Origin of the sequence: Streptomyces sp. NBC_00162 (assembly GCF_024611995.1) — a bacterium.
In the GTDB taxonomy this organism is placed as follows: Bacteria; Actinomycetota; Actinomycetes; order Streptomycetales; family Streptomycetaceae; genus Streptomyces.
The window spans coordinates 7,008,828-7,021,239 of sequence record NZ_CP102509.1; the positions used below are offsets into that span (position 1 = coordinate 7,008,828).

The window sequence follows — 12,412 nt, forward strand, 5'->3', positions numbered from 1 at the left end:
GCGAGTGAAGTTCCTGCACACCTCCGACTGGCACCTCGGCCGGTCCTTCCACCGCGTGAACCTGCTCGGCGCCCAGGCCGCCTTCGTCGACCACCTCGTCGAGACCGTCCGGGAGCACGAGGTCGACGCCGTCCTCGTCGCCGGGGACGTCTACGACCGGGCCGTGCCCCCGCTGCCCGCCGTCGAGCTGTACGACCGGGCCCTGCACCGGCTCGCCGAGCTCGGGGTGCCCACCGTGATGATCTCCGGCAACCACGACTCCGCCCGCCGTCTCGGGGTCGGGGCCGGACTGATCGACCGCGCCGGGATCCACCTCAGGACCGACCCGGCCGGCTGCGCCGACCCCGTGGTGCTGGCCGACGTACACGGCGAGGTGGCGCTGTACGGGCTGCCCTACCTGGAACCGGCCCTGGTCAAGGACGAGTTCGGCGCCGAGAAGGTGAGCCACGAGGCCGTGCTCGGTGCGGCCATGGACCGGATCCGCGCCGACCTCGCCGCCCGCGCGCCCGGTACCCGCTCCATCGTGCTCGCCCACGCCTTCGTCACCGGCGGGCAGACCAGCGACAGCGAGCGCGACATCTCCGTCGGCGGGGTCGAGGCCGTGCCCGCCTCCGTCTTCGACGGGGTGGACTACGCCGCCCTCGGCCACCTGCACGGCTGCCAGACGATCAGCGAACGGGTCCGCTACTCCGGTTCCCCCCTCGCCTACTCCTTCTCCGAGGCCGACCACCGCAAGAGCATGTGGCTCGTCGAACTGGGCGCGGAAGGCGAGATCGCCGCCGCCGAGCGGATCGACACCCCCGTACCGAGGGCCCTCGCCCGGCTGCGCGGACCTCTCGAAGCCCTGCTCGAGGACCCGGCGCACGCCCGGCACGCGGACTCCTGGGTCGAGGCCACCCTCACCGATCCCGTCCGGCCCGACGACCCCATGGCCCGGCTCGCCGCCCGCTTCCCGCACACCCTCAGCCTCGCCTTCGACCCCGAGGGCCGCGAGGAGGAGACCGGCGCCTCCTACGCCCAGCGGCTCAAGGGCCGCAGCGACCAGGAGATCGCCGAGGACTTCGTCGCCCACGTACGCGGCGGCGGCCACCCCGACGAGGCCGAACGGGCCGTCCTCCAGGGCGCCTTCGACGACGTGCGGGCCGACGACAGCCGCCAGGAGACCCACCGATGAGGCTGCACCGGCTCAAGGTCACGGCCTTCGGACCCTTCGCCGAACCCCAGGACATCGACTTCGACGCGCTCTCCGGAGCCGGGATCTTCCTGCTGCACGGGCCCACCGGCGCGGGGAAGACCTCCGTCCTGGACGCCGTCTGCTACGCCCTGTACGGATCCGTCCCCGGCCCCCGCCAGGCCCCCGGCACCAGCCTGCGCAGCGACCACGCGGCCGGCGGGACCCCCACCGAGGTCACCCTCGAACTCACCGCGGGCGGCCGCCGCCTGGAGATCACCCGGCGCCCCGAACAGGACCGCCCCAAGAAGCGCGGCACCGGCACCACCAAGGACAAGGCGCAGAGTTGGCTGCGCGAGCACACCGGTGAGGGCTGGCAGGCACTCAGCCGCTCCCACCAGGAGATCGGCGAGGAGATCGAGCAGCTGCTCGGCATGAGCCGGGAGCAGTTCTGCCAGGTGGTGCTCCTGCCGCAGGGCGAGTTCGCGCGGTTCCTGCGCGCCGACGAGGCAGCCCGCGGCCGGCTCCTCGGGCGGCTCTTCGACACCCGCCGCTTCGCCGCCGTCGAGGCCCTGCTCGGCGAACGCCGCCGGGCCGCCGAGGCCAGGGTGCGCGCCGGGGACGAGAAGGTGCTGCACACCGCGCAGCGGCTCGCCCAGGCCGCCGGGGACAGCTCGGACCTGCGTGCCTGGCCGCTGCCCCGGCACCAGCCCGGCGACCCCGGTCTCGCCGCGGCCGTCCGGGCCTGGGCGGCCGTCGCCCGCTGCTCGGCGCGCGAGCGGCTGGCCGTCGCCGAGTACGCGCTCGCCGCCGTCGAGGGCCGGCACGCCGCCGCCCGGCGGGCCGCCGAGGACGCGCGGGAACTCGACCGGCTCCAGCGGCGGCACGTGGAGACGTCCCGCCGGGCCGCCGTCCTCGCCGAGGCCGCCCCCGAACGCGAACAGGTGCGCGCACTGCTGGACCGGGCCCGCCGCGGCGCCCTGGTCGCCCCCGCCCTGGAACTGCGCGGCGCGGCCTCCGCCGGGCACCTGGCCGCCGCGCACGCGGAGACGGCCGCCCGCGCCGAACTCCCGGCGGCGCTGAAGGAGTCCGGCACCGAGCACCTGGCCAGCGTCGAGCAGCGGCTTCGCGAGGAGCTCGGCGCGCTGGGCGCCGCCCACCGGGCCGAGCAGCGCAGCGCCGAGATCGGCCGCGAGCGGGCCAACCTGGAGCGGGAGGCCCGGGCCGCCGAAGAGCAGCACCGGGAGTCCGCCGAGTGGCTCGAGCGCTGGGAGGCCACCCGGGCCGCCCTGCACGCCAGCGCGGACGCCGCCCAGCAGGCCGCGACCCTGGCCGAGCAGCTCGCGGGCCGGCTCGAGCCCGCCCGGCTCCAGCTGAACGCGGCCCGGCGGCGCGATGAACTGGCCGCCGCCGCGGAACGCGCCGCGGGCGAACTGCTCCGCGTACGCGAGGAGTCGGCCGCCGCCCGGGAGCGCTGGCTGGAGCTCAAGGAGGCCCGGCTGCGCGGGATCGCCGCCGAGCTCGCCGAGGCACTGGTCGCGGGAGAGGCGTGCGCCGTCTGCGGATCGGCCCAGCACCCCGCTCCGGCCCGCCCGGCCCCCGGTCACGTGGACCGCGCCGCCGAGGACGCCGCCCACGCCGTGTTCGAGCAGGCCGAGCAGGCCAAGGCCGCCGTCGAGCGCCGACTGGCAGCAGACGAGCAGGCCCGCGCCGAGGCCGCGGCCGCCGCCGGAGAAGCCACCACCGCCGAACTCCTCGCCCTGACCGCGGACCTGAGCTCCCGGCACGCCGCCGCGCACGCCGCGGCCGCCGGACTGCACGCAGCCCGCGAGCGGCTCGCCCGCGCCGAGCGGGAGCACGCAGCGCGCAGCGCCGACCGGCTCGACGCCGAGCGCCGGGCCGCCGCCAGGGCCTCCCACCGCGAGCAACTGGACCGGGAACAGGCCTCGCTTGAGGCAGAGCTCGCGCTCGTACGGGCCGACGCGCCGACCGTCGCGGCCCGCGCCCGGACCCTGGAGGACCGGGTCCGGATGGTCTCGGCGGCCGCGGCCGCGCTGCGCCGGGCCGAGACCACCGCCGCCCGGCTGAAGGAGGCCGACGACCAGCTCGCCGACGCCGCCTTCAAGGCCGGCTTCGACACCATCGAGGCCGCCGCCGACGCGGTGCTCCCCGAGTACGAACGCACCGCGCTCCAGCGCCGGATGGATGCCTGGCAGGCAGAGGAGGCGATGCTGGCGGACCGCCTCGGCGAGACCGACACCGCCGCGGCGGCAGCACTGCCTCCGGCCGAACCGGAGCAGGCCGAGGCGTACGCGGCCCAGGCCGCGGCGAAGCTTCGTACGGCCGGGTCGGCCTTCGACGCCGCCCGGGTCCGCTGCGCCGAGCTGGACCGGCTCTCCCGGCAGGCCGAGCAGGAACTGCGCGCCCTGGGCCCGCTGCGCGAGGCCTACGAACGGGTGGCCCGGCTGGCCGGACTCACCGCCGGCACCTCCGCCGACAACGAGCGCAAGATGCGGCTGGAGGCGTACGTACTGGCCGCCCGCCTGGAGCAGGTCGCCGCCGCCGCGACGGTACGGCTGCTGCGCATGTCCGGCGGCCGCTACACCCTGGTCCACTCCGACGCGCGGGCGAGCGGACGGGGCCGGTCCGGCCTGGGGCTGCACGTGGTCGACTCCTGGACCGGCAGCGAACGCGACACCGCTACCCTGTCGGGCGGCGAGACCTTCTTCGCCTCGCTCGCCCTCGCGCTGGGCCTGGCCGACGTGGTCACCGACGAGGCGGGCGGCATGCGCCTGGACACCCTCTTCATCGACGAGGGCTTCGGCAGCCTCGACGACCAGGCGCTGGACGAGGTGCTGGACGTGCTGGACTCTCTGCGCGAGCGGGACCGCAGCGTCGGCATCGTCAGTCACGTGGCCGATCTGCGGACCCGGGTGCAGGCGCAGTTGGAGATCGTCAAGCAGCGCGGGGGCTCGGTGGTGCGCCACCGCACCGCGGCGCTCACGGACTGAGCGGCCGGCGGGGCAGCGGCGACGAGTACACGATGCTGGTGGTCACCGGGCCGAGGCCGGAGATCCGGCCGGTGACCTCCTCCAGGTGCGCCATCGAGCGGGCGGCGACCTTGAGTACGAAGCAGTCGTCACCGGTGACGTGATGGGCCTCCAGGATCTCGGAGGCGGAGTCGAGGAAGTCGTGGAACGGCTTGTAGTTGCCGTGCGGATAGCGCAGCCGGACCAGGGCCATGATCGACTTTCCGAGCTTCTCCGGGTCCACCACGGCCGTGTAGCCGGTGATGATGCCGAGTTCCTCGAGGCGGCGGACCCGCTCGGTGACGGCGCTCGCGGACATCGCCACGGAGCGGGCGAGCTCGGTGAAGCTGGCGCGGCCGTCCCGCTGGAGCGCTTCGAGGATCCGCCAGTCGGTGGCGTCAGGGGAATAGTCGGTCACATTGCAGGTCTAGCAGGGGATTCCCCGGTTGGACAAGGGAAAGGCCGGGGAAAACCCCTTCCGGGGTTGATCAACAGATCGTAGATTTTGAGCCATGACGACGACGCAGAACACCTCGACCGCCCCCGCCGCCAACCCCGTACTGAGGGTGGCGCCGGCCTCTCCAGCCGCGGCCGCCGCCTATTTCGCGGCGAGCCTCGCCTTCCACGCCGACGTGTCGGATGTCGCCGCCGCCGTCAAGACCCACCGCGAGCAGGGCACCGAGCTCGGCTTCCAGCTGATCGACTCCCGCTCCACGCCGTCCTGGGACCAGGCCCACGTACCCGGCGCGATCCACCTGCCCACCGCGCTCATCCCCGAGCAGGCCGAGCGGCTCCTCGACAAGAACGTGCCCGTGGTGACCTACTGCTGGGGCCCGGGCTGCAACGGAGGCGCCCGCTCCGCACTGGCCCTGGCCGAACTCGGCTTCCAGGTCAAGGAGATGCTCGGCGGCATCGAGTACTGGATCCGCGAGGGCTTCGAGGTCGAGACCTGGCAGGGCAGCCGGCAGCGTGCCGAGGCCGACCCGCTGACCGCCCCCACCGGCTCGGACGACTGCGGCTGCTGAACCGGCCGGGCCGCGCGAACGGGCCGCACCCCTCGAGGGTGCGGCCCGTCCGGGTGGCGGTCCGGGTGGCCGTCCGGGTGGCGGGGCTCAGAGCTTCGAGAGCTCGTCCACCAGGTCGTCCAGCCCCAGCGAACCCTGCGACAGCGCCGCCATGTGCCAGGCCTTCAGGTCGAAGGAATCGCCGTGCGCGGCCCGGGCGTTGTCCCGGCCCAGCAGCCAGGCGCGCTCGCCCAGCTTGTACCCGATCGCCTGACCGGGCATCGACAGGTACCGGGTCAGCTCGCTCTCGACGAAGTCCGCCGGCCGGCCGCTGTGCAGGCCGAAGAACTCCTGCGCGAGGTCGGGAGTCCACCTCTCGCCCGGGTGGAACGGCGAGTCCGCCGGGATCTCCAGGCCCAGGTGCATGCCGATGTCCACGATGACCCGCGCCGCCCGCATCATCTGGCAGTCCAGGTAGCCCAGACGCTGCTCCGCGTCCTTGAGGTAGCCCAGCTCGTCCATCAGCCGCTCCGCGTACAGCGCCCAGCCCTCGGCGTTGGCACTGACGATGCCGACGGTGGCCTGGTAGCGGGAGAGCTGGTCGGCGACGTGCGTCCACTGCGCGAGCTGGAGGTGGTGACCCGGAACGCCCTCGTGGTACCAGGTGGAGACCAGGTCGTACACGGGGAACCGGGTCTGGCCCATGGTGGGCAGCCAGGTGCGGCCCGGACGGGAGAAGTCCTCCGAGGGACCGGTGTAGTACGGAGCCGCGGCGCCGCCCGGCGGGGCGATCCGGGACTCCACCTTCCGTACCCGCTCGGCGAGTTCGAAGTGCGTGCCGTCGAGGTTCTCGATGGCCTCGTCCATGATGCCCTGCAGCCAGGACTGGACCTCGTCCACGCCCTCGATGTGGGTGCCGTGCTCGTCGAGGTGGCGCAGTGCGTCCCAGGGGCCGGCGCCGGGCAGGATCTTGGCCGCCTCGGTCTTCATCTCGCCGAGCAGCCGGTGGTACTCGGACCAGCCGTAGGCGTACGCCTCGTCCAGGTCCAGGTCCGTGCCGTTGAAGTACCGCGACCAGCGGGCGTACCGCTCGCGGCCGACGGTGTCCGGCTTGCCCTCGACGGCCGGGGCGTACACCGACTCCATCCAGTCGCGCAGTTCGGCGACGGAGGCGGTCGCGGCGGTCGCGGCCTCGTCCAGCTCGGCGCGCAGGGCTTCCGGGCCGGCGGAGGCGAAGTCCTCGAAGAAGGCGGGCTCGTCGCCGTTCTGGCCGGCCCAGGCGGCGAGCTGGCCGATCATGGTGGCGGTGGCGCGCGGGCCGCCGTACAGGCCCCGCTCCAGACCGAGGCCCAGGCTCTCCCGGTAACCGGCGATCGCGGCCGGTACGGCGCGCAGCCGCTCGGCGATCGCGGCCCAGTCCTCGTCGGTGTCGGCGGGGGTCAGCGTGAAGACCTCGCGGACGGAGTGCACGGGGCTGTGGATGTTGCTGACCGCGCACAGGTCCTCGTCGGCCTCGTGGACGGCGAGTTCGGCCGTGAGGCGCTCGCGCAGCAGGCGGGCGCAGCGGCGTTCGGCGTCGCTGTCGGCGCCGGGGAGGCGCTCCGCGGCGTCGAGGCGGGCGAGGGTGGTGCGGGAGAGTTCGGCGACGGCAGCGCGGCCGGCCGGGGAGAAGTCCGGGAGCTTGCCGGAGCTCGCGGCGACACCGAGGTAGGTACCGGTGATCGGGTCGAGGGCGATCAGGTCGTCGACGTACGCGTCGGCCACCTGACGGGGCAGCCTGGTGTCGCTGCCGTTGTGGAGGGTCTCTGACATGGGGCCATCTTCGTATGCGAGACGGGGCCACGTCATCACCGTTTGACGCCGGCCTGCTGACATGAGAGGCCGGGCGGCACCTCCGGGCGGCCCGGTCCGCCCCGGTCCGCCCCGGTCCGGGCGAGGGGGACCGGGGCGTGCCGCTCGGAGCCGGCCCGTCGGGGTCGGTGCCGGTACGGCGCGGGGTCAGTGGCCGTGGCGGGGGCTCTGCTGCTCGCGCGGGAGCTCGTACGGGAGCCGCGAACTGACCGGGGTGGCATCCAGCCGGGCCGTGATCACCAGCGTGCCCTCCTCGATCTGGTAGTCGAGGGGCAGGCCCAGGCCGCGCATGGCGGCGACCATGCCGGTGTTGGAGGCCCGGGTGACGGCGTACACGCTGTCGCAGCCGGCCTCGATGGCCATCGAGATGAGCCGGCGCAGCAGTTCGGAGCCGACGCCGCGGCGCTGCCACTCGTCCTCGATCAGCAGCGCGATCTCGGTCTCGTCCCCGTCCCAGAGCAGGTGGCCGAGGGCGACGAGCTTGCCGGAGGCGGTGGTGGCGGCGAGGGTGCGGCCGAAGCGGGGGCTCAGCAGGTGGCCGAGGTAGCGGTCGGCGTCGGCGACGGGGCCGTGGTAGCGCAGGCCGAGGGTGCGCTCGGAGCAGCGGTCGTGCATCGCGCGGGCCGCCGCCTGGTCGGAGCCGTCGGCGCGGCGCACGGTGATCTCGTTGCCCTCGGGCAGGGTCAGCACGTCCTGGCTGCGGGGCACGCGCGGGCCGAGGCGGGCGTCGAGCTCGACCAGGGCGCGGGCGCGGGCGAACTCGGTCGGGGTGAACGGCAGGTAGGGCCGTTCCACGGTGATCGCGCCGCCCGAGGGGTCGCGCAGCCGCATGACCGTGGCCTCCAGAACCCCCTCGACCGGGGCGTCGGCGCCGGAGTTGGGGCGGCCGGAGAGGGTGGTCGCCGGGATGGAGTGGATGGTGCAGCGGCCCAGCAGCTGGCGCAGTGCGAGCGGGAGCTCGGCGGCGTCCAGGGCGGTCCGGGTGGCCAGGCCCAGTACGCGGGTCGGGGTGTCGACCAGGTCGTGGGCGTCGGCGCGCTCGATCCAGGTGCTGTGGCCGCCGGCCCGGGAGATGGCGCGGCTGAGATCGGCGGAGGCCAGCTGCTGCGGAGCGCGCAACAGGAACTCGTCGACGGTGCCGCCCTCGGGGAGCGGGTGCGTCTGGAGGGTGAGGATGTCGACGCCGTTGCGGGCGAGGGCGGTGCAGAGCGCCGCCAGGGAGCCGGGCTCGTCACGGACAGTGGTGCGCATCCGCCACAGGGCGGCGGTGGCCACGGTCGCGCCGGGGGCGGTGGCCGGGGGCGTATCGCTGGGCGCGGTGCTGTCCGGCGGGGGCGCATGGCTGTGGCGCCGTGCCCACCAGGTGTGGAAGGCCGCGGTGACCAGGAGTGCGACGGCCGAGGCGACCAGCAGGATCGGGCCCCTCGGGCCGTGCACGACGAGATTGGCGATGGCGTCGGCGACCGCGACGGCGCAGAAGAGCGCGGCGAGTTCGACGACGTCGCGACGCCAGTGGTGCCGGTGGAGACGCTGGGCAGGGGCAACATTACGGTCAGTCATGCACACCACTGTGACGTAGGGGTGTTGCGTGATCACGAACGATCTGTGACCGATGGGTTAAGTGTCCATCTGGTCGATTTCACCCAGTTTTCCAGGTTATTTCCGACGTCGGGAGGGGGAGGGCGTGGGGCGGGCCGGTGCTTCGTGTGTTCACTGGCCTGCTCACTGACCCACGCGGCCGGGCTGGAGCGTCCTGGTGAACAGGACGCCTCCTCCTTGGCGCCGCAGCCGGACGGTGAGCTCTCCGCCGGTGCCGTCGATGTCGACCTCGCCGTAGTACGGAGGGTTCTCCGAGGGCGACATGTTGGCGAGCGGGGCCGACTGCACGTACGCCGTCTCCGGGCCGAAGGTGGCGTCGAGCCGCCCGGCGGGGAAGCCGCCCGCGCCGATCGGGCCGGAGACGAACTCCCAGAACGGCGCGAAGTCGGTGAAGGCCGCCCGCTCGGGCGCGTAGTGGTTGGCGGCCGTGTAGTGGACGTCGGCGGTGAGCCACACGGTGCCGGTGATGCGCTGGTGCTTGATGTGGCGCAGGAGTTCGGCGATCTGGAGCTCGCGCCCCAGCGGGGCTCCGGGATCGTCCTGGGCCACGGCCTCGAAGTTGGCCGCCCCGTCGGCGACGACGATGCCCAGCGGCATGTCGGCGGCGATGACCTTCCAGGTGGCGCGCGAGCGCGACAGCTCGCGCTTGACCCAGGCCAGCTGCTCGGGACCGAGGATGCCGATGGGGTCCTCGGTCTGGGTGCCGGGGGAGTTGGCGTTGCGGTAGGTGCGCATGTCGAGCACGAAGACGTCGAGCAGCGGGCCGTAGCGCATCACGCGGTACATCCGGCCCTCGGCGCGGCCGCCGCGCAGGTCGGTGACGGGGAAGTACTCGCCGAAGGCCTGGCGGGCCCGGGCGGCGAGGACGTCGGCCTCCCGGACGGTGTAGCGGGGGTCCTCGATCAGCTGGCCCGGATACCAGTTGTTGCGCACCTCGTGGTCGTCCCACTGGGCGAGGACCGGGACCTGAGCGTTGAAGTCGCGCAGGTTGCGATCGAGCAGGTTGTAGCGGAAGTTCCCGCGGAACTCGGCGAGGGTCTCGGCGACCTTCGACTTCTCCTCGGTGGTGACGTTGCGCCAGACGCTGCCGTCGCGCAGCGGGACGGAAGGCTGGATCGGCCCGTCGGCGTAGATCGTGTCCCCGCTGAAGAGGAAGAAATCGGGGTCGCGCAGCCGCATTTCCTCGAAGACGCGGTAGCCGCCGAGGTCGGGGTTGATGCCCCAGCCCTGGCCCGCCAGGTCGCCCGACCACAGGAAGCGCACGTCGTGGCGGCGGGAGGCGGGGGTGGTGCGGAAGGTGCCGCAGACCGGCTCGCCCGTGCGGCGCGGATCGTCGGGGTCGGCCAGGACGACCCGGTAGTGGACCTGCTGTCCGGGCGGCAGGTCGCGCAGGACGGTGGTGCCGGTGAAATCGCCGGACGGGCCGAGCAGCGGGCCGCGGTGGCGGCGTACGGCGTAGCGGAACGCCTCGCTCGGGGAGGTGTCGACGTACATCCGCGCGGGGCGGTCGGAGCGGGTCCATACCGTGGCCGAGTGCGCGGTGATCTCGCCGGACTGGACGCCCCAGAGAGCCTGCGGCCGCCCGGAGCGGGCGAAGGCGGGGGCGGCGAGTGCCGGGGCGGCGAGCAGCGCGGTGGACAGGGCGAGGGAACCGCCGAGGAGGGTCCGTCGGGTGTGCGGGTTCGGTGCCATCGGTGTGTCTCCAGGGGGCGGCGAGATCGGGCCGGACCAGCGTGCCGCCGCACACCGGCCCGGCCGCGTCTCCCACGCGAACCTCGGATGAACAGCCGTCAGCGGCTCAGGCAGCCGTACGAGTTGCCGTGCTACGGGCCGTGTCCAGGACGACCCGGGCGACCAGCGCGGGGTCGTCGCTCATCGGTACGTGGCCACAGTCCGGCAGTCGCACCAGCCGGGCGCCGGGGACGGTCTGCTTGGCGCGCACGCCCTGGCGGCGCAGGAGCAGCCGGTCGCGGGTGCCCCAGGCGATGGTGACCGGCAGGCCGGGAACGTCGTCGGTGAACCGTACGGAACCGCCCGCGGCCAGGGTCTTCTCGAAGCCGGTGGCATCGCGCAGGGCGAGGGTCTCGGCGACCACGGCCTCGGGCGAACGGCGGGCCGGGCGGGCATAGATGGTGCCGGTGAGCGCGGTCCGGCCGGCGGCGGTGCGTGAGAGCCGCTCCAGCGCGGGGCGGGGCAGTGCCTTGGCGCCGGCGCGCATCGCGAGGAGGGTGGCGAAGGCGTAGCGGCGTTCACCCTCGGTCCAGAACCCGGCGGGGGAGAGCGCCGTGACCGAGCGGACCAGGCCTATCCGGCCCATCTCGAGCGCGAGCAGGCCGCCGAGCGAGTTGCCCGCCACGTGCGGGCGCTCGACGCTGAGCGCGGCGCAGAGCGCCCCCAGGGCCGGGGCGACGGTACCCAGGTCGTACGGGACCCCGTCGGGCAGCGGCTCCGAGACGCCGAAGCCGGGCAGATCGACGGCGATCACGTCGTGCTCGGCGGCCAGGATGTCGGTCACGGGGTGCCAGGCCTGGAGGTGGTGGCCTATGCCGTGCAGCAGAAGAAGCGGTTCGCCCGCGCCCTTGCGCTCGTAGGCGACGGTGGCGTTGCGCGGGCCCAGCGGCGAATCGATGGTGAACGAGACCGTGGCGGTCATGCTGCTCCTCGTCGGGTGGACGCGTACGAGACAGGCTGTCAGTAGTACCCACCGCCATGATTACCGCCCGGTAGGCCTTGACTACAAGCCTTTGGGACGTTCCGGGTGCACGAGAACATCCCGTGAACGGCTTGATACGTATGCCCGGTCTGCCCGGCAAAGGCATGAGCATTGGTCTTGACCAAGGGGGTGCACCGTCCTATCGTCGCAGGGATAGTGCAGGAACCTTTAATAAACAAGGGCGCGGAACTGCCGCTGGAACACACGGCGAGTGCAGCGATGGCAGGAGGATTCAGGGTGGGGACCACGCAGCTCGAAACGGTGCCGGAGCCGAAGTACTGGCACCTCAAGACCGTCCTCAGCGAAGCGCTCGACCAGGACTTCGCCGTCGGCGAGGTGCTGCCCAACGAGCGTGAACTCGCAGCCCGTTTCGGAGTTGCCCGCGCGACCCTGCGTCAGGCGCTGGAGCAGCTCGAGCTCGAAGGCCGCCTGCAGCGGCGCCGCGGTGTCGGTACCACGGTCGCCCCGCCGCGCGTCGGCGTCGCCGTCGGCAGTGCGCAGCACAGCTGGCCCGGTGAGGTCGTCGACGGCTGGGAGCCGGTGGACGCGGGCGAGGGCCTGCCGTCGGCGGCGGTCCTCAGGCTTCTCGTCGCGGGCGGGGTTGCGGGCGCGGGTACGGCTGGGGGCACGGGCGGGGGCTTCGCCGCCGACCAGCCCGTCCACACGGTCCGCCGGACCCGGGTCACCCAGGGCCAGGTCGTCGCCGCCGAACTGCTCTACGTCCCGGCCGCCTCCGTACCCGGACTCACCGGCATCGAGGCCCCGGCCGGACCCGCCCGCGCCCGTGCCGTCCTGCGCGAGCTCCAGCGGCTGGTCCTGGACGGCCAGGACCGCTCCGTGGAGCTCGGTTCCGCCCGGGCCGACGACGCCAAGGAGCTGGACCGGCTGCCCGGCGCCCCGGTCCTCCTGGTCACCACGCGGTACTTCACCGCCGCGGGCACGGCCGCCGTCTCGGTGGCCACCTACCGCGCCGACACCTGCCGCCTGACCTTCGGCGACTCGGGTGACGTCGAGATCACCCACGAGCCGCGCGTCGCCTCCTGAA

9 protein-coding genes are annotated in these 12,412 nt (G+C 73.8%); 4 read left to right on the forward strand and 5 right to left on the reverse strand.

Translation table 11 applies throughout. The annotated features are described in order from the left end of the window. The first annotated feature begins 4 nt into the window (after positions 1 to 4). Complete coding sequence (locus tag JIW86_RS32595) at positions 5 to 1,174, forward strand: exonuclease SbcCD subunit D (protein ID WP_257557449.1); 1,170 nt, start codon at positions 5 to 7, stop codon at positions 1,172 to 1,174. After that, positions 1,171 to 4,182, forward strand: a complete 3,012-nt coding sequence (locus JIW86_RS32600; protein ID WP_257557450.1) for an AAA family ATPase — start codon at positions 1,171 to 1,173, stop codon at positions 4,180 to 4,182. The genes JIW86_RS32595 and JIW86_RS32600 overlap by 4 nt, the downstream gene beginning before the upstream one ends. On the opposite strand, the gene JIW86_RS32605 is transcribed toward JIW86_RS32600, so the two are convergent. Continuing rightward, entirely contained in the window at positions 4,172 to 4,618 is a 447-nt protein-coding gene (locus JIW86_RS32605) for an Lrp/AsnC family transcriptional regulator (RefSeq protein WP_257557451.1), read from the reverse strand. The genes JIW86_RS32600 and JIW86_RS32605 overlap by 11 nt on opposite strands. 94 nt (positions 4,619 to 4,712) lie before the next feature. Between JIW86_RS32605 and JIW86_RS32610 the strand changes: the two genes are divergently transcribed. Then, positions 4,713 to 5,225, forward strand: coding sequence for a rhodanese-like domain-containing protein (locus tag JIW86_RS32610; RefSeq protein WP_215141242.1), 513 nt, complete (start codon positions 4,713 to 4,715; stop codon positions 5,223 to 5,225). An 87-nt stretch (positions 5,226 to 5,312) separates the two neighbouring features. On the opposite strand, the gene JIW86_RS32615 is transcribed toward JIW86_RS32610, so the two are convergent. The 4 genes from JIW86_RS32615 to JIW86_RS32630 all read right to left on the reverse strand — a co-directional run bounded on the left by JIW86_RS32615 (position 5,313) and on the right by JIW86_RS32630 (position 11,307). Further along, positions 5,313 to 7,016, reverse strand: a complete 1,704-nt coding sequence (locus JIW86_RS32615; protein ID WP_257557452.1) for a DUF885 domain-containing protein — start codon at positions 7,014 to 7,016, stop codon at positions 5,313 to 5,315. 186 nt (positions 7,017 to 7,202) lie between these two features. Continuing rightward, entirely contained in the window at positions 7,203 to 8,615 is a 1,413-nt protein-coding gene (locus JIW86_RS32620; protein ID WP_257557453.1) for a GNAT family N-acetyltransferase, read from the reverse strand. Between the two features lie 162 nt (positions 8,616 to 8,777). Beyond that, the gene (locus JIW86_RS32625) at positions 8,778 to 10,346 is read right to left on the reverse strand and encodes an alkaline phosphatase D family protein (RefSeq protein ID WP_257557454.1); all 1,569 of its coding nucleotides are present in this window, start codon (positions 10,344 to 10,346) and stop codon (positions 8,778 to 8,780) included. Positions 10,347 to 10,452: 106 nt separating this feature from the next. Then, positions 10,453 to 11,307 (reverse strand): alpha/beta fold hydrolase, encoded by an 855-nt coding sequence (locus JIW86_RS32630; RefSeq protein WP_257557455.1) that lies wholly within the window; start codon positions 11,305 to 11,307, stop codon positions 10,453 to 10,455. A 297-nt stretch (positions 11,308 to 11,604) separates the two neighbouring features. Between JIW86_RS32630 and JIW86_RS32635 the strand changes: the two genes are divergently transcribed. After that, positions 11,605 to 12,411: a GntR family transcriptional regulator gene (locus tag JIW86_RS32635; RefSeq protein ID WP_257557456.1), complete on the forward strand. Its 807-nt coding sequence runs from the start codon at positions 11,605 to 11,607 to the stop codon at positions 12,409 to 12,411. Position 12,412 lies beyond the last annotated feature (1 nt).